The 17039-nt window shown below is 56.0% G+C and carries 15 protein-coding genes; 6 read left to right on the top strand and 9 right to left on the bottom strand.

What is annotated here, in order from left to right; genetic code table 11:
• Nucleotides 1–388 precede the first annotated feature (388 nt).
• From AC6I8J_RS04085 to proB, 3 genes are all read right to left on the bottom strand, one after another.
• Nucleotides 389–1120, bottom strand: coding sequence for a S24 family peptidase (locus tag AC6I8J_RS04085; protein ID WP_161734481.1), 732 nt, complete (start codon nt 1118–1120; stop codon nt 389–391).
• Between the two features lie 360 nt (nt 1121–1480).
• Complete coding sequence (proA, locus tag AC6I8J_RS04080; protein ID WP_497825112.1) at nt 1481–2734, bottom strand: glutamate-5-semialdehyde dehydrogenase; 1254 nt, start codon at nt 2732–2734, stop codon at nt 1481–1483.
• A gap of 10 nt (nt 2735–2744) precedes the next feature.
• The gene (gene proB / locus AC6I8J_RS04075) at nt 2745–3848 is read right to left on the bottom strand and encodes a glutamate 5-kinase (RefSeq protein ID WP_497825111.1); all 1104 of its coding nucleotides are present in this window, start codon (nt 3846–3848) and stop codon (nt 2745–2747) included.
• 238 nt (nt 3849–4086) lie between these two features.
• Here proB and ompC point away from each other — a divergent pair, with 238 nt between their 5' ends.
• Entirely contained in the window at nt 4087–5199 is a 1113-nt protein-coding gene (ompC, locus tag AC6I8J_RS04070) for a porin OmpC (RefSeq protein ID WP_161734485.1), read from the top strand.
• A gap of 408 nt (nt 5200–5607) precedes the next feature.
• Here the strand turns inward: ompC and crl are convergent, their stop codons facing one another.
• The 3 genes from crl to gpt form a co-directional block, all read right to left on the bottom strand.
• Complete coding sequence (gene crl / locus AC6I8J_RS04065) at nt 5608–6009, bottom strand: sigma factor-binding protein Crl (protein WP_161734487.1); 402 nt, start codon at nt 6007–6009, stop codon at nt 5608–5610.
• A 131-nt stretch (nt 6010–6140) separates the two neighbouring features.
• Complete coding sequence (gene frsA / locus AC6I8J_RS04060) at nt 6141–7388, bottom strand: esterase FrsA (protein ID WP_497825110.1); 1248 nt, start codon at nt 7386–7388, stop codon at nt 6141–6143.
• Between the two features lie 115 nt (nt 7389–7503).
• A complete protein-coding gene (gene gpt, locus AC6I8J_RS04055) occupies nt 7504–7962 on the bottom strand; it encodes a xanthine phosphoribosyltransferase (RefSeq protein ID WP_003851171.1) in 459 nt (152 codons plus the stop codon).
• A 254-nt stretch (nt 7963–8216) separates the two neighbouring features.
• Between gpt and pepD the strand changes: the two genes are divergently transcribed.
• The 4 genes from pepD to AC6I8J_RS04035 all read left to right on the top strand — a co-directional run bounded on the left by pepD (nt 8217) and on the right by AC6I8J_RS04035 (nt 13531).
• Nucleotides 8217–9674, top strand: a complete 1458-nt coding sequence (gene pepD, locus AC6I8J_RS04050; RefSeq protein ID WP_497825109.1) for a beta-Ala-His dipeptidase — start codon at nt 8217–8219, stop codon at nt 9672–9674.
• A 260-nt stretch (nt 9675–9934) separates the two neighbouring features.
• A complete protein-coding gene (locus AC6I8J_RS04045; protein WP_497825108.1) occupies nt 9935–11440 on the top strand; it encodes a sugar ABC transporter ATP-binding protein in 1506 nt (501 codons plus the stop codon).
• Nucleotides 11437–12438, top strand: coding sequence for an ABC transporter permease (locus AC6I8J_RS04040; protein WP_161734495.1), 1002 nt, complete (start codon nt 11437–11439; stop codon nt 12436–12438). Before AC6I8J_RS04045 ends, AC6I8J_RS04040 begins: the two co-directional genes overlap by 4 nt.
• A gap of 25 nt (nt 12439–12463) precedes the next feature.
• A complete protein-coding gene (locus tag AC6I8J_RS04035; protein WP_497825107.1) occupies nt 12464–13531 on the top strand; it encodes a sugar ABC transporter substrate-binding protein in 1068 nt (355 codons plus the stop codon).
• A gap of 36 nt (nt 13532–13567) precedes the next feature.
• On the opposite strand, the gene dinB is transcribed toward AC6I8J_RS04035, so the two are convergent.
• Nucleotides 13568–14623, bottom strand: a complete 1056-nt coding sequence (dinB, locus tag AC6I8J_RS04030) for a DNA polymerase IV (protein WP_161734500.1) — start codon at nt 14621–14623, stop codon at nt 13568–13570.
• Between the two features lie 244 nt (nt 14624–14867).
• Here dinB and dpaA point away from each other — a divergent pair, with 244 nt between their 5' ends.
• Nucleotides 14868–15611 carry a peptidoglycan meso-diaminopimelic acid protein amidase gene (dpaA, locus tag AC6I8J_RS04025; protein ID WP_161734503.1) on the top strand — a complete coding sequence of 248 codons (744 nt, stop codon included), beginning with the start codon at nt 14868–14870 and terminating at the stop codon, nt 15609–15611.
• Here the strand turns inward: dpaA and AC6I8J_RS04020 are convergent.
• Entirely contained in the window at nt 15582–16349 is a 768-nt protein-coding gene (locus AC6I8J_RS04020) for a class II glutamine amidotransferase (protein ID WP_013356897.1), read from the bottom strand. The two genes, dpaA and AC6I8J_RS04020, sit on opposite strands and share 30 nt — an antisense overlap.
• A 51-nt stretch (nt 16350–16400) precedes the next feature.
• Nucleotides 16401–16979, bottom strand: a complete 579-nt coding sequence (gene lpcA, locus AC6I8J_RS04015; protein WP_013356896.1) for a D-sedoheptulose 7-phosphate isomerase — start codon at nt 16977–16979, stop codon at nt 16401–16403.
• Nucleotides 16980–17039 lie beyond the last annotated feature (60 nt).

Below are 17039 nucleotides of genomic sequence, written 5' to 3'. Positions count from 1 at the left end.
GGCAGGCGCGAGCTTTCGGTGATCCGAACGGGCCCGAATGACGTGTATCGCGCTCGCACGCTCGCCGCCCGGCTGCGTTAGCAGCCAGGTGGAAAGTAAGCGAGGGGGAAATAAACGGCATCTGACGACGCTGCATTTTGCGCATCCACCCCATCCCAAAGTTCACTGACTTTTGGGTGGTATGATTCGCGCTTGTGCAGCGCCTCAATTGTTTAAGAGCGGCTCATCCGTGAAAGAACTGGTTCGTTCATCCATATCCAAATTATTAACAGGTTCTTATGCTTTATCAAACACTGTTGGTTAATTTTTTATTTACCGCTGGTTAAATTTATGAATTTATGTCGATTATTTTTTTGCAGCCCGTCTGAGAAAGGCAGCAAAAGCGGCCTTAGCCGAGAATTTGATAGTGACGCGCCTGACTCATGATCACTTTTGCCAGGACCTTCAGGCTGGTGACGTCATCATGATTGAGATACCAGGTTTCATAGCGTTTATTGTCTGAAATCACAGCAATTTTCTTATGCTGCAGCTGCAGGCGCTTGAGATAGAGTTGCTCATCGAGGGTAAAAATGTAGATGCCATCACCGTCGAACATCCGCACGCTGATATCCACAAACAGCTGATCGCGCGGTGCAAAGGTGTCAGCCATAGAGTCGCTATTGATGGCAATTAACCGGATGTTCTCCGCCGGACGCCCATTGAACAGCACCCGCGCCTCATCCAGACCATATTCGATCGCCTGGATGGTCTCCACAAACTCATCACGCGCGGGCAGTCCCGCAGCACTTCGCTGCCCGATATCGAGGCTATCAACCCGAAACACATTCTTATGGCCGGTGAACGTGCTCAGCGTTACCGGGTCAGCGGGTTGATCCATACCGTATTGCAGCCACTCTACCCTGACTCCCAGCAGCTGGCTGAGCGCCAGTAAATTGCCGCCATCAGGCACTGACTGCGCGTTAAACCACTTCCACACTCCCGGCGTTGAAATCTTGCAGCCTTGCTGCTGCAGGGCTCTGGCAACCTGTTTGTTTCGTCCATGTCCGGCAATGCCGGCACTCTCACAGGCCGCTATCAGCCTGGTGGTGAAAGCTTGTCTTGTACTTTCTTTTTTAACCATTAGTTAATAATCAGCCATAGAAGAGATACTGGATGTTATTTTCATTATTGCTACCAGTTCATTTTATATTACCGCTCGTTTACTACCTAACCGCTTTATCAAGCATTTCTAATTATCATTATCCGCTTCGGTCTGCATCTGAACAAAAAATATTGCCTCAGGCCGCATACAGCCCCGGCTTTCAGGAATGTTCCGTAATAAATTGCGTAAAATTCAGCCAGCTTAACGGGCGACGGTGACAGGATCGGAGTGAAATTTAATCAGACAGGGAGAAAACTCTACCTTTCACTGGATCGAAAAAGCGGGCTAAAAAAAACGGGAGTCTCTGAAAGACTCCCGTTTTGTTAAAAATTATCGTCGTTATGACCTGAGTGTGTCGTCGCCCCAGGCAATCCATTTATAGGTGGTCAGCGCCTCTAATCCCATTGGCCCGCGTGCATGCAGTTTCTGGGTACTGACCGCCACTTCCGCACCCAGGCCAAACTGCCCACCATCGGTAAAGCGGGTGCTGGCGTTAACATAGACCGCGGAAGAGTCGACCTGACGGACAAAGCGCGCGGCGTTGCGGGTGTCGCGGGTCAGGATAGCATCCGAGTGCTGCGTGCCGTGCGTGCGGATGTGATCGATCGCCTCATCCATATCCGCCACTAATTTGACGTTAAGATCCAGCGACAGCCACTCATCATTGTACTGCTGTGGATTGACCTGTCTGACCGCCGCCGGACCCTGCTGCAGCTGCGCCAGCACGTTACTGTCCGCATGCAGCGCAATCCCTTCCTGCGCCATACGCGCGCTGAAGGCGGGCAGGAAGCGTTCGGTCATCGCCTGATTCACCAGCAGCGTTTCCAGCGAATTACAGGCGCTGGGACGCTGTTTTTTGGCGTTAACGATCAAATCAAGAGCCGGTTCAATCTCCATCGTCTCATCAATGTAGATGTGACAGACGCCGATGCCGCCGGTAATCACCGGAATAGTGGAGTTTTCCCGGCACAGCTTGTGCAGCCCGGCTCCGCCACGCGGGATGAGCATATCGACGTAGCGATCCAGCTTCAGCAGCTGATTCACCAGCTCGCGATCCGGATTTTCAATCGCCTGTACGATAGCTGCCGGTAAACCGTGCTGCTGCAGCGCGTTCTGAATGACCCGGACGGTGGCCGCATTGGTGCGCCAGGTCTCTTTGCCACCGCGCAGTATGGCGGCGTTACCGGTTTTCAGGCACAGGCTGGCGACGTCCACCGTAACATTGGGACGCGCCTCGTAGATTACGGCCACCACCCCCAGCGGCACGCGACGGCGTTCAATGCGCAGACCGCTGTCGAGCTGACCGCCGTCGATTAACTGTCCCACCGGATCGGCCAACTGACAGACCTGGCGCACATCGCTGGCGATGCTGCTGAGGCGTTGCGGGTTGAGTGTCAGCCGATCTAACAATGCGGCGCTCATGCCGTTCTGACGCGCATCAGCTAAATCCAGCTCATTGGCTGCCAGAATGTCTGCGCTTTCCGCCTCAAGGCGATCGGCAATGGTCATCAGAACCTGATTCTTCTCAGCCGTCGACAAATCGGCCACGGTGTAAGCTGCGGCACGCGCCGCTTTTCCCATCTCTTCTAGCATTGTCCGCTCCTTAACTGACGATCATGTCGTCGCGGTGAACGGCCACCGGGCCATATTCGTATCCCAGAATTTCGCTGATCTGCTGGCTGTGATGACCGGCAATCATGCGCATCGCGTCGCTGTTGTAGCGAGAAACACCGTGAGCAATATCCCGGCCCTGCAGGCTGCGGATGCGGATCACTTCACCGCGCGAGAAATCCCCCTGAATAGCGCGAATGCCCTTGGGCAGCAACGAACTGCCGCGTTCAATGATGGCAGCCAGCGCACCGTCATCGACGGTGAGTTCGCCTGCCGGTGGCGCACCGAAGATCCAGCGTTTACGGTTCTCCAGCGGCGATTGCTGCGCATGAAAGCGCGTTCCAACCGGCTTGCCGTCAATCACATCACTGATCACACCGCTGCGACTGCCCGAGGCGATAATCACGTCTATTCCTGCCCGGCAGGCAACATCCGCCGCCTGAAGCTTGGTCGACATGCCGCCGGTGCCCAGGCCGGACACGCTGTCACCCGCGAGCGCGCGTAACGCATCATCAATCACATGGACATCGCTGATCAGCTCAGCTTCTGGATTGTTACGCGGATCGGCAGTAAACAGTCCCTGCTGATCGGTCAGCAGCAGCAGCTTGTCGGCACCGCCAAGCATCGCTGCCAGCGCCGAAAGATTGTCGTTGTCGCCCACTTTGATTTCGGCAGTCGCAACCGCATCGTTCTCGTTAATCACCGGCACAATGTGGTTATCCAGCAACGCGCGCAGCGTGTCGCGGGCATTAAGGAAACGTTCGCGATCTTCCATGTCAGCACGGGTCAGCAGCATCTGACCAATATGGATGCCGTAGATAGAGAATAACTGTTCCCACAGCTGAATCAGACGGCTCTGCCCCACCGCAGCCAGCAGCTGCTTTGAGGCGATGGTCGGTGGCAGTTCGGGGTAGCCCAGATGTTCGCGTCCTGCGGCCATTGCGCCAGACGTAACAATCACAATGCGGTGGCCGGCTGCGTGCTGCTGCGCGCACTGACGAACCAGTTCCACCATGTGCGCCCGATTTAACCGGCGAGAGCCGCCGGTAAGAACGCTGGTACCCAACTTGACCACTAAGGTCTGACTGCCACTCATATTTCCTGCCGTAGTGAAAAATTTTTACGAAAGGACGTTTTAACAGGAGTCGATACGGAAGCCAACAGCCAGCGGGGGAAAAGCACGAATTTACGCGGACAAGGCAGTAGACCAAAAGTTCAGCATTAACAAGAAATCCGGAAAAGTGTCATAAAAAGTTCATCACGGACGGGTAAAAAGTCGGTGTTTTACAAAAACTTTCATTTTTTTACGGCGTTCACATTGGGATTGATAGCAAATGAAGAAAAGCACACTGGCCATGATCGTCTCCACGCTGACGCTGGCTTCTGCCGCGCACGCTGCCGAAATCTATAACAAAGACGGCAATAAACTGGATTTATATGGCAAAGTTAAAGCTGAGCACTACATCAGCGATAATGCCAGCACAGACGGTGACAAGTCTTATACCCGTATCGGCTTTAAAGGCCAGACGCAGATTAATGACCTGATGACCGGTTACGGTCAGTGGGAATATCAGTACAACGTTAATAACTCTGAAGGCAGCGACGCCAATAACGGCAACAAAACCCGCCTTGGTTTTGCTGGCCTGAAATTCTCGCAGTATGGTTCGGTGGATTATGGCCGTAACTATGGCGTGCTGTATGACGTTGAAGCCTGGACAGACGTGTTCCCGGAATTCGGTGGTGATGGCACGGCACGCTCTGATAACTTTATGACCCAGCGCGCCACCGGCGTCGCGACTTACCGCAATAACAATTTCTTTGGTCTGGTCGATGGCCTGAAATTTGCACTGCAGTATCAGGGCAAGAACGACGCCACCAGCGCCAACAGCCGCACCGATATTAACCGCCAGAACGGCGACGGCTATGGTGCTTCACTGGGCTACGCGCTGGGTGATAGCGGCGTGAGCCTGATGGGTGCCATCACCTCATCTGATCGCACCAACCAGCAGCAGGCGCGCGCCTATGGCGGCGGTGACCGTGCAGATTCCTGGGGCGCAGGCGTGAAGTATGATGCCAACAGCGTTTACCTGGCGGCGATTTACACCGATACCCGCAACATGACGCCAATCAGCGGCACCAACCGTAATACCGGCGCTGCCGTCGCGGGCGCAGCCAACAAAGCGCAGAATATCGAACTGGTGGCGCAGTATCAGTTTGATTTCGGCCTGCGTCCTTCTATTGGTTATGTGCAGACTAAAGGCAAGGATATCGAAAACGGTATCGGCGATGCGGATCTGGTGAAATATATCGATGTGGGTGCAACCTACTACTTCAACAAAAACATGTCCGCCTTCGTGGATTACAAAATCAACCAGCTGGATGATGACAACGCGCTGTCGATCAACAACGACGACATTGTGGCGATGGGTGTGACTTACCAGTTCTGATGTCAGGCTCATGCCGCATAGCATGAGCGACAGAATTTGTGAGCATCGAAAAGGGCGAGTTTTTCAACTCGCCCTTTTGTTATTTCAACCATCTGGCCCGGTTTGCTGTGAGATCGAGCCCGCTCAGGTAATCGGGTCAGAACGGAAAGGCGATTACGCCAATCCATGGCTGCTCGGCCCGCGCGATTACGCACCTCATCCCTGAGGTGCGCCCGTTGCCGGGCCAACGCTCTGCGTTGTTCAAAAACGCTCCCGGCGTTTTTGTCCCTGCCGCGGGACGCTTTCCTTTTCTGACCCGATTACCTGCGCGTTGAGCTTATTCGTTGCTGCCAGATTCACCCTGGTTGAGAGTTGTCAGCAGTTTGTGGGCGAGCGTTTTAACTCACCCTTTTATCGCTAAACACCCTATCAGGCGCTCAGCTTCACCGGTTTCTCATCGAAATCACTGGCCGGGATAAGGTCCAGATCTAACTCCTTCAGCATCGCCTTCAGGCGGGTATGGAAATTCCGTAAGGTCTCTTCCACGCGCGCCGTGTTCTCTTTGCCCTTGATGGTTGCCACCGACCAGTCACCCTCTTTATCGAACAGACCGATATGGTAGACATAGGTAAAGTGGTCAGCCTGCGCTTCCAGCTCCATCCACCAGCCCCAGAACTCACGCAGTTCCGGTGCCGGTTTCACATTGACGCAGGCAGCCAGACAGTCGAAGAAGAACCGGGTTTCGTCACATTTCCCATCGCGAATATAAGGCCCAAGCTCGGTAAAACGCTTAAGCAGGCGACTGCGGGGATGACCACTTGGTAACGTCATGCTGATTCTCCATAGGTTTTGACCGCTATACAGCCCTGATTTCCGGGCGGCCTGATTACGTCATAAGCCTTTATAGGGCAGCCCGGAAGAATTCCGCTACTAGTTGTAGCAAATACTGTAAATTTTGCCAGTTACCTTTTTAAACGCTTCTCCAGCCAGTCGCAAATCTCATTCAGCGCTTTATCGAAGCTGGCCATCATCGGCTTCACCGGAATCAGCAACGCTTTGCCGTCAGACGACGAGTTAGCGATCAGCTTGCTCTCCTCTTCCGGGCTGAAGAGATCGTTCTGCCAGTAGCCCGACAGCATCGGCGTCGGCGTCCGGCGGCCCAGCAATCCCTGAGTTTTAAGCGAATAGCGATTGAGTTCGGTGCGCAGCGCGCTGTCGGAAGCGGTCGCCATGCCTAACCGGCTGGCCAGCATATCCATGTACATATCCGGGATCTCATCCTGCAACGCCGTCTGCGTCAGCAGCGCATGCACAATCGGGCCAAGACAGGCGACGCCGCGCAGCCGCTGCGATTCCAGATAGGCCAGCCGCACCGCCACGTTCGCGCCAAAGCGATAGCCAAACGCCGCCACGCGGGTGTGGTCAACCCAGGGCACATTTTTCAGATCGCGGAGCACCTGCTGATGCAGAAAACTGGTGTCCTGATTCAGCGTCCATTTCACCGAGTTACCCACCGACGGCACATCAATGGTCAGCATCGCAATGCCGCGCGGGGCGAGATAGTCATGGAACAGACGGTAATGATCGCTCTGTAACGAGTCGAGCGCGCCGCAGAACAGCACGGTGGGATAAGGCGCTTCAACATCCGGCGGTATGTGCAGAAAGCCGCTGACCGGGCTGCCGCCCGTGATGGCAAACGTCAGGGATTTCAGTTCGCCTGGCAACCGCTGAGTGGCCTCTTCATAGGCGCGGTTGGCCAGCGTCTGTGCCTGGTCAGCCAGCTCATCGCCTTTTATATAGGGATAAGCGGCAACGCTATAAAGGTGCGCCGCGTGCAGCCAGTAGTCGCCCGCCTCACTGTCTTCGGTCGCCTCCAGCGCCTTCTGCTGCCAGATGCCTGCCTGTCTGCACCATTCAAAATGCCAGTTGCCGCCGCGGAAACCAATCACCGTGTCGAGCAGCATCTCATCAGTATGTTCAACGTTACTGATGGCGATACGCGCCAGCACTTCACTGATCTCCTGCGGCGTCAGGCCGCGCCATGTCCACATCAGCTTATTCAGCATGCGATACCAGCCACGCTGGCTATTACCGTCCAGGGCTGAGTGGACATCCGGGGTAGCGTGATGCTGGCGGCGAACCAGGGAAGAGGTTTCAGGATGCTTAAAGCGCGGCTTGAATAGCTCCTCGCTGAGATTTTTGCTCGACATACTCACTTCTCCTGCAACAAAACGGCGATGGCTAAGTGTACTGTACGCCAATTCGGGGTGCGAGGCTCAGAAAGCACAACGCCCGGAAAACCGGGCGTTGTCTGATGTGTATCAATCAGTTTTTTACAATCGGCGGGATGTAGACCACACCCATATCCCACGGCTGCTCAATCCAGGTATCCTGCGGAATATCGACGATATAATCATCAACCAGTGAGCGACCAGCCGGTTTCGCGAAAATGGTGCAGAAACGCGCTTTCGGGTACATCTCGCGGATCGCCTGAGCGGTGCCGCCGGTGTCTACCAGGTCATCGATCACGATAAAGCCTTCACCGTCGCCTTCTGCGCGCTTCAGCACTTTCATTTCGCGCTGATGATCGTGGTCATAGCTGGAGATGCAGACGGTATCAACGTAGCGGATACCCAGTTCACGTGCCAGCAGCGAAGCCGGTACCAGACCGCCGCGGCTCACCGCGATAATGCCTGTCCACTGCTCAACAGGCAGCAGGCGCTGGGCCAGTTTACGGGCATGAATCTGAAGCATGTCCCAGGTAACGACGTATTTTTCGCTCATAGAATAGAAATCCCAGCCAACCGAAGTGGCGTAAAAATGTGCAACGGGGAAAAGGTTGCGCGAGATTATAAGGAGTTGACGCACTAAAAACCAGCACCCGCGCGCTGGTTGCGGCTTTTTAGCGCGTCTGAGAGCGCACCCGGTAAAAAACAGTGATATTCTCAGGCCTGGCTCGTCAGATTCTCTGACGGCGATTTTTCACTGGAAACTCGCGATGTCCGGCCTCGCCGGTACACTGACACAGGAGACCTGTCGTGTCTGAATTGTCTCAACTCTCTCCACAGCCACTGTGGGATATTTTCGCTAAGATCTGCTCGATTCCCCATCCCTCTTTTCACGAAGAAGCGCTGGCGAACTACATCACTGGCTGGGCTAAAGAGCAGGGCTTCTGGTGTGAGCGCGATCAGGTCGGCAACATCCTGATTCGTAAGCCCGCCACCACAGGTATGGAAAACCGTACTCCGGTTGCGCTGCAGGCGCATCTGGACATGGTGCCGCAGAAAAATAACGACACCGTTCATGACTTCACCAAAGATCCGATTCAGCCCTGGATTGACGGCGAGTGGGTAAAAGCGCGCGGCACCACGCTGGGCGCGGACAACGGCATCGGTATGGCTTCTGCGCTGGCGGTGCTGGCTGACAACAGCCTGACGCATGGCCCGCTGGAAGTGCTGCTGACCATGACCGAAGAGACCGGCATGGATGGCGCTTTCGGTCTGCAACCCAACTGGCTGCAGGCTGAAATCCTGATCAACACCGACTCCGAAGAAGAAGGTGAGATCTACATGGGTTGTGCAGGCGGTATCGACTTCGTCTCTACCCTGCCGCTGACCCGTGAAACCGTGCCTGCTGAGTTCCAGACCCTGAAGCTGACGCTGAAAGGACTGCGTGGCGGTCACTCCGGCGCTGATATTCATATGGGCCTCGGCAACGCCAACAAACTGCTGGCGCGCTTCCTGGCGGCACACGCGGCTGATCTGGATCTGCGTCTGCTGGCGTTCAGCGGCGGTACGCTGCGCAACGCAATTCCGCGTGAAGCCTTTGCCACCGTGGCGGTCGAGAGCCACAAAGCGGATGCGCTGAAATCCGCGGCGGCGCACTTCCTTAGCGCCATCAAAAACGAGCACGGCATTAAAGAGCCAAACATCGCTCTGGTCACCGAGCCGCTGGCGCATCAGGGTGATGCCCTGAGCACAGACAGCCGCGATCGCTTCCTGAACCTGCTGAACAGCACGCCAAACGGCGTGATCCGCAATTCAGACGTGGCGAAAGGCGTGGTCGAAACCTCACTGAATATCGGTGTGGTGACGATGGAAAACGATCACGCAGAGATCAACTGCCTGATCCGTTCGCTGATCGACACCGGCCGCGATTATGTGGTGCAGATGCTGACCTCGCTGGGCCAGCTGGCTGGCGCGCAGACCAAAGCGAAAGGCGGCTACCCAGGCTGGCAGCCGGATGCGGACTCCGCCATCATGGCGCTGACCCGTCAGACCTATATCGCGCTGTTTGATAAGACCCCGAACATTCAGGTGATTCACGCCGGTCTGGAGTGTGGTCTGTTCAAAAAGCCTTATCCGGATATGGATATGGTCTCGATTGGGCCGACCATCACCGGGCCACACTCGCCGGATGAGCAGGTTCACATCGAAAGCGTTGGTCTTTACTGGAAACTGCTGACCACCCTGCTGAATGTGGTGCCAGAAAAGTAATTCTGTCACAGAAAAAGTCAACCAGGCTCCGGCCTGGTTTTTTTATGCCTGTCATTCACGCCCAGCATAATCCGCTGCCTTTTCCGCGCTTTACCCCGCAATTCCGCCACGTTCCCGCGGTTCGCTGGTCACAGCCGCCATTATGTCCGGATGTCTGGATGGCTAATAAGATTTCGTGCTAGCTTATGCGCTTTCGGCTGTTGCCGCGCCTGAATGTTCAGGAAAAAATGCGGCCAGTGTTTCTTCAGGAGAGTAATGACATGCCAGGGTTAAACCGCCTTGAGATGCGTAACATCTCCATCGCTTTTGGCGGGTTTGCCGCGCTATCGTCGGTGGATTTCCGCAGTGACGGCCATTCAGTCCATGCGCTGACCGGCGCGAACGGCGCGGGGAAGTCAACGCTGATGGCGATCCTGTCCGGCGCGCATAGCCACTACAGCGGCGAGATCATGCTGGATGGTGAGCCGGTCTCCATCCGCACGCCGCGTGATGCAAAACAGCTGGGTATCCATCTGGTTCAGCAGGAAGTGGATGTCGCCCTGGTGCCGCAGCTCAGCGTGGCGGAAAACATTCTGCTGGATCGGCTGGCAGAACCAGGCCACCGCTATCGCTGGGGCGAGATCCGCCGTCAGGCACAGGCCTTGCTGACGCAGCTCGACGTGGCACTGGACGTCAACCGACTGGTGGAGCGCTGCACCCTGGCGGAAAAACAGCAAATTCTGCTGGCGCGGGCGCTGTCGCACCACTGCCGCTTCCTGATTCTGGATGAACCCACCGCCCCGCTGGATCAGCACGAAAGCGAGCGGCTGTTTGCCGTGGTGCGTCGTCTGCAGGCCAGTGGGATCGGCGTAGTGTTTATCTCTCACCGCATCCATGAACTAAAAGCCATCTGCGACCAGCTGACGGTGCTGCGTGATGGCCGCCTGATTGAAACCGGCCCGATGGCGGCGCTGAGCGGCGAACAGATCGTGGAGAAGATGCTGGGCCATCAGCTCACCGATATCTTCCCGGCCCGCCGTGCACAGCAGGCACAACCACTGCTGCTGGCGGTGGAAGGCCTTCACGATGAACAGCTGCTGCAGGATATCTCGCTAAGGCTGCACAAAGGCGAAATTCTGGGCATCGCCGGTCTGGCCGGTGCGGGCAAAACCGAACTCTGCAAAGCCCTGTTTGGTGCCAGCAAAAGCCGCGTCAGTCGCGGGGAACTGCATGGTCAGCCGTGGCAGCCCCGCTCGCCGTACGACTCCGTCAGTCGCCGCATGGCGCTAGTGCCGGAAGAACGGCGCAAAGAGGGGATCTTTATTGATGAGTCGGTCGCGATGAACCTCAGCGTCAGCGCGGACGACAGCTTTTCGCGCTGGAGCCTGTTCGGGCATCGTCAGGCGTGGCGCTGGGCTGAGCAGGTTATCCAGCAGTTGCAGGTACGCACCACTGGCCCGGCACAGACACTGCGGCGTCTCTCCGGCGGCAACCAGCAGAAAGTGGCCATTGGCAAATGGCTGCGCAACAACGCTGATGTGCTGATTTTTGATGAGCCGACCAAAGGCGTGGATATCAAAGCCAAAACCGAGCTGTTCACCCTGATCGATAACCTGGCGCGCGAAGGGAAAGGCATTATCTACGCGTCGGGGGAATTTTCTGAACTGGTCGGCTTATGCGACCGGATTTGCGTGCTCTGGGATGGACGCATTGTGGCCGAGCTGGCTGCACGCGACGTGACCGAAGAGACGCTTTTGCTCTATTCCACCGGAGGAACCCCTGCGTGAGCAGTAAAGAAACCCGCCTGAACCTGACCCCCTCGCCGTGGCGTCACCAGTTGTTCGACTTTCTCTATAAATGGGGCATGTTGCTTACGGTGGTGCTCCTGATCGCTGCCTTTGGCCTGGCCTCCGACAGCTTCCTTGAACCCAACAACATCATCAACATTCTGCGCTCGATTGCGATTGTTACGGTGATTGCGATCGGCGTGTCCATCTCCCTGACGGTTGGCGGCTTTGATCTGTCGGTCGGCTCGACCGCCTCGCTCGCCAATGCCTTAGTGATTTCGCTGTTTGTCTGGTACGGCTTCGGCACGACCACCGCCATCCTGCTCACCCTGGCGCTCTGCACCCTGGTCGGGCTGTTTAACGCCTTCCTGATTGTGATCCTGCGCATTCCCGACATGCTGGCGACGCTGGCAACCCTGTTTGTGATTCAGGGTGTGGCAATGACCTACAGCTTTGGCGGGTCGATCACCGAGAATATGGTGCTGCCGAGCGGTGATATGGCGGAAGGTACCATTCCAGCGACGTTTGGCCTGCTCGGCCAGGTGCCGACCATCGTCATCATTATGCTGGTGGTGACCGTCGCCGCACAGCTGGCGCTGTCGCTGACTAAACATGGTCGCCGGATGTATGCGCTGGGCGGTAATCCGGAAGCGGCGCGCCTCTCCGGCATCCGCACCACCCGCTACCGGGTGCTGGCTTATGTGATTGCCTCTCTGCTGGCCGGTCTGGGCGGCATCCTGCTCGCCTCGCGTATCGGTTCATCGCAGGTCAACGCCGGAAGCGGCTATCTGATGGATGCGGTCGCGGCGGCGTGGATTGGCTTCTCGCTGGCCGGCTCCGGCAAGCCCAACGCGCTGGGCACGCTGGTTGGCGCGGTCATCCTCGGCGTGCTGCAGAACGGCCTGGTCATGCTCTCTGTGCCCTATTACGCCATGGACATTATTAAAGGGCTGGTGCTGGCGTTAGCACTGGCGATCACCTATATCCAGCGCCGCTGAGGCGCGTTTACCGGAGTTGATAACAATGCAAAAAATAACACTCTCGCTACTGGCCCTGAGCCTGCTGAACGCCAGCGCCGCCTTCGCAGACACCGTCATCCCGGTGCCTGCGGCAATCGCCAGCCATGATGGCCCGATTCGCATTGCGGTGATCCGCAATCTCGGCTCCGATGACAACACCACCCAGTTTGTTGCCGGTGCCATTCAGCAGGGTCGCCAGCTGGGCTTTAAAGTCAGCACCTTTCTCAGCAACGGCGACGATGCGCGCTTCCAGGATTTCGTAAATCAGGCGATCAGCCAGAAATATGACGGCATCGTGCTGTCGCACGGTAAAGCGCCTTACGCCAGCGGACTGGTGAAGCGTATTGCCGATGCCGGTATCAGACTATCCGTGTTTGATACCCCGGTGGATAATCCGATTCCGGGCGTCACCGTCACGGCGCAGGATGATGCTTCACTGGCACAGCTGTCGCTTGGCCAGCTTATTCACGATTTCAACGGCAAGGCGAATATCGTCAAGCTGTGGGTCGCCGGTTTCCCGCCGATGGAGCGCCGTCAGGTGGTGTATGAAAAACTGCTGAAAGAGAATCCGGGCATTCATCAGCTGGAGTCGATTGGCGCAGTGTCGACGGATGTTCAGGGCGATACGGCCAACAAGATTGGTGCGATTCTGGCGAAATACCCGAAAGGCAAAATCGACGCGATCTGGGGTGCGTGGGATGCCTTCAGCCAGGGCGCTTACAAAGCGCTGCAGGAGAATGGCCGTACTGAGATCAAGCTCTACAGCATCGATGTCTCGAACCAGGATTTGCAGCTGATGCGCGAGAAAAACAGCCCGTGGGTGCAGACGGTGGCGGTCGATCCTAAAACCATCGGCGCGGTGAATATGCGTCTGGTCGCGAAGAAGATTGCCGGTGAAGAGACACCAGCGACTTACCAGTTTAAAGCCGCGTCAATCTCTCAGCAGCAGCTCAACAGTCAGCCTGGCGCGGTGAACGTTGCATCGCTGAACAGGATTATTCCGGGCTGGGGCAGCAATGAGGATTTCGTTGCCCCGTGGTTTGCGACTCTGGCGGCGAAATATAAGAAGTAATCGGAGGTCAGCCTCATCGGGCGGTGAGGCTGATCGTTACAGACCCAGCAGCAGCTGACGCTCCAGCTGGGGATCCACCATGGTGACATGCAGTCCCACCAGCCGCACGCCACGCCCGGCACGACGCTCATCCCAGGTTTTCCGGGCGATGGCAATCATGTCCTCTTTATTCAGTACCGGCCAGATATGCTCCTGGGTCGTCTGCTGGAAATCGCTGAATTTCAGTTTCACGCCCTGCCGCGCCACCTGTTTGTCAGGTCGTATCTGCGTCAGCCGGCGATCCAGTTCAGCATAGAGAAAGTCGATAATCTCCAGGCAGGCGTCCCAGTCGCTGATATCTTCTGCCAGCGTGCGTTCCACCCCCAGCGATTTACGCTCGCGCTCGACGATAACTTCGCGATCGTCAATGCCGTTACTGCGCTCCCACAGCACCCGGCCAAACTTTCCAAAGCGCTTCAGCAGCAGCGCTAAATCTGCCTTCTGCACGTCGCCACAGGTGACCAGCCCCATCTCCTCCAGCTTTTTGGCCGAGACCTTGCCGACGCCTGGAATTTTCGCCAGCGGCAGGGTCAGCAGAAAACCGGCCATCTCTGGCGGGGTAATCACATACTGTCCGTCCGGCTTATTCAGATCCGAGGCGATCTTTGCCAGAAACTTAATCGGCGCGATACCCGCTGACGCGGTAAGCCCGGTTTCACGGTAGATGGTGGCGCGGATCGCCTGCGCCATTAGCGTGGCGGAGCCGTGACAGTGCGGACTGTCGGTGACATCCAGATAGGCTTCATCGAGGGAGAGCGGTTCGATCAGCGGCGTGTAGCGGGTAAAGATATCGCGAATTTGTGCGGAGGCTTCTTTATAGGCGTCGAAACGGCCTGGCAGCAGACGCAGATGCGGACATAACTTAAGTGCCATGCCGGTTGGCATGGCACTGCGCACGCCAAATTTGCGGGCCGGATAGTTAGCGGTGCTGATCACGCCGCGGCGTTCGCGGCTGCCACCAATAGCGATCGGGATATCGCGCAGCTGGGGATTATCACGCATCTCCACCGCGGCATAGAAGCAGTCCATATCGACATGAATGATTTTACGCATACCCCCTCCGGCACTGGATAAGTATACAGTTGGCAGGGGTAACTGCAATATTTGTCGCGCCCACAATTAAAGTTTACAAATTTGTGGCCGAATATCTTTCAGTAAATCGCGAATCTGGCTGTCGGCGTCTTGCTAAAAAAACAGACAATGTTTAATGTTGCGCTGCGGTAGCGGACAGTTCCGATAATGCAAACAAAGACGCACATTTTGCGTCATGTTCTCTTCACCTCAAGGTATACACAGCATGGGCAAAATCGCACTCCTGTTTGCGATGATTTTACTGCCAGCCCTCAGCATGGCAATGACACCCGAACCCGTCTCAGCGGCACCGGTCAGCAAAGAATTAAAGAAGCAGTTACTCGGTACCCCGGTCTATATCCAGATTTTCAAGGAAGAACGCACGCTCGAACTCTACGGCAAAATCGGTAATGAATTCCGCCTGCTGGATACCTATCGCATCTGTAACTTTTCTGGCGGCCTCGGCCCGAAACGTCGTGAAGGCGATTTCAAAAGCCCGGAAGGTTTTTACAACGTGAAGCTGAATCAGCTGAAGCCGGACAGCCGGTTTTATCGCGCGATTAATATTGGCTTTCCGAATCAGTACGATCGTAATCAGGGCTATAGCGGCAACTACCTGATGATTCATGGCGACTGTAAGTCGATTGGCTGCTATGCCATGACCAACGCCTATATGGATGAGATTTTTACTTATGTGAACGCGGCGCTGCGTAACGGCCAGCAGGATGTCAGCATCAGCATCTATCCGTTCCGCATGACCGACAGCAACATGCAGCGTCACCGCTACTCCAGCGATGCCAGTTTCTGGCAACAGTTGCAGCCGGGCTATGCGTACTTTGCGAAATATCACCAGCCGCCGATGGTCAATGTCGCCAGCGGGAAATATGTGATGAACAGCAGCCCGGCACCGGTGTTAGCCAGTCCCGAAGCCGCTTCACGTTCATTCCTGGCGCTCTCCAAGGCAGAATAACGCCCATTCACCTGGCGCAATCCGTTGCCAGGTTTCATTGGCCGTCAGTGGCTGCGTAGCAATCACCGTCACCACGTCATGCGGCGTGGTGTGCTGCTGAAAATCAACCTCCACATCCTGATCCAGTAACTGCGCCCGGCCAAACGGTGCCCGGCGGGTTATCCAGAACAGGTTGGTGGAGCAGAAGGCCATCAGATAGCGGCCATCTGACAGCAGCATGTTAAACACGCCCTTCTGCCGTAACGAACCGGCCAGCTCTCCGATAAAACGAAACACCGCAGGCCAGTTGCCCGGCGTGCGTGGATAGCGTGTCGCCAGCTGATGCAGGATCCAGCAGAACGCCTTCTCACTGTCCGTTTCGCCCACGGGCCGGAATGTACCGGTCTCCAGTTGACGATAGCCTTTAAGCTGACCGTTGTGTGCGTAGGTCCAGTTTCGGCCCCACAGCTCGCGGGTAAATGGGTGGGTGTTTTCCAGCGACACCTGACCACGATTCGCCTGGCGGATGTGCGCCACCACCGAATGTGATTTGATCGGATACTCCTGCACCAGACGCGCAATCGGCGAGTTAAAGCTCGGCAGCGGATCTTTAAACGTACGACAACCTTTATCTTCATAAAAGGTAATGCCCCAGCCATCTTTGTGAGGCCCGGTTCCACCGCCCCGCTGAACCAGTCCGGTAAAGCTGAAACAGATATCCGTGGGAACATTGGCGCTCATCCCGAGCAATTCGCACATAGCCACCACCTCTGATTTTGCGGCCTCCCGTCAGGCAGGAGGCCAGCGCAGTTATTTCACCATCTCTTTTTCGATCAGCAGCATCAGGATGTGGATCACTTTAATGTGGATCTCCTGGATGCGATCGGCATAACCAAAGTGCGGCACGCGGATTTCAATATCGGCACTGCCTGCCATCTTACCGCCATCTTTACCGGTCAGGGTGATCACTTTCATCCCCTGCGCACGCGCAGCTTCAATCGCTTTAATAATATTGGCAGAGTTGCCGGAGGTTGAGAGGCCCAGCAACACATCGCCTGGTCGTCCTACCGCTTCCACATAGCGCGAAAAGACATAGTCATAACCAAAGTCATTACTGACGCAGGAGAGATGGCTGACATCAGAGATAGCAATCGCCGGATAGCCAGGACGATTTTCACGATAGCGACCGGTCAGCTCTTCGGCGAAATGCATCGCATCACAATGTGAACCGCCGTTACCGCAGGAAAGCACCTTGCCGCCCGCCTTGAAACTGTCAGCCAGCAGCACCGCAGCACGTTGAATCGCATGAATATTGGCGTCATCGCTGAGGAATTTAGTCAGCGTATCAGCAGCTTCATTAAGCTCAGAGCGGATGATGTCCTGGTACATAGGGATGTCCTTTTTTAGGAGAGGTTAATCGCAGCAAGTTTAACGGAATGGCCGGTCAGC

The sequence above is a fragment of the Pantoea sp. X-Soil-ISGK-355 genome, assembly GCF_059730805.1.
Note: the sequence above shows the minus strand (reverse complement) of the source record. Positions and strands in the feature narration are given on the sequence as shown.

Excerpts from the sequence above, each read along its gene's own strand:
- ompC (WP_161734485.1), top strand. The coding sequence starts at position 4,087 with ATGAAGAAAAGCACACTGGCCATGATCGTCTCCACGCTGACGCTGGCT.
- dpaA (WP_161734503.1), top strand. The coding sequence starts at position 14,868 with ATGGGCAAAATCGCACTCCTGTTTGCGATGATTTTACTGCCAGCCCTC.
- AC6I8J_RS04045 (WP_497825108.1), top strand. The coding sequence starts at position 9,935 with ATGCCAGGGTTAAACCGCCTTGAGATGCGTAACATCTCCATCGCTTTT.
- AC6I8J_RS04085 (WP_161734481.1), bottom strand. The coding sequence starts at position 1,120 with ATGGTTAAAAAAGAAAGTACAAGACAAGCTTTCACCACCAGGCTGATA.
- frsA (WP_497825110.1), bottom strand. The coding sequence starts at position 7,388 with ATGTCGAGCAAAAATCTCAGCGAGGAGCTATTCAAGCCGCGCTTTAAG.
- lpcA (WP_013356896.1), bottom strand. The coding sequence starts at position 16,979 with ATGTACCAGGACATCATCCGCTCTGAGCTTAATGAAGCTGCTGATACG.
- gpt (WP_003851171.1), bottom strand. The coding sequence starts at position 7,962 with ATGAGCGAAAAATACGTCGTTACCTGGGACATGCTTCAGATTCATGCC.
- proA (WP_497825112.1), bottom strand. The coding sequence starts at position 2,734 with ATGCTAGAAGAGATGGGAAAAGCGGCGCGTGCCGCAGCTTACACCGTG.
- proB (WP_497825111.1), bottom strand. The coding sequence starts at position 3,848 with ATGAGTGGCAGTCAGACCTTAGTGGTCAAGTTGGGTACCAGCGTTCTT.
- AC6I8J_RS04020 (WP_013356897.1), bottom strand. The coding sequence starts at position 16,349 with ATGTGCGAATTGCTCGGGATGAGCGCCAATGTTCCCACGGATATCTGT.
- dinB (WP_161734500.1), bottom strand. The coding sequence starts at position 14,623 with ATGCGTAAAATCATTCATGTCGATATGGACTGCTTCTATGCCGCGGTG.
- AC6I8J_RS04035 (WP_497825107.1), top strand. The coding sequence starts at position 12,464 with ATGCAAAAAATAACACTCTCGCTACTGGCCCTGAGCCTGCTGAACGCC.
- crl (WP_161734487.1), bottom strand. The coding sequence starts at position 6,009 with ATGACGTTACCAAGTGGTCATCCCCGCAGTCGCCTGCTTAAGCGTTTT.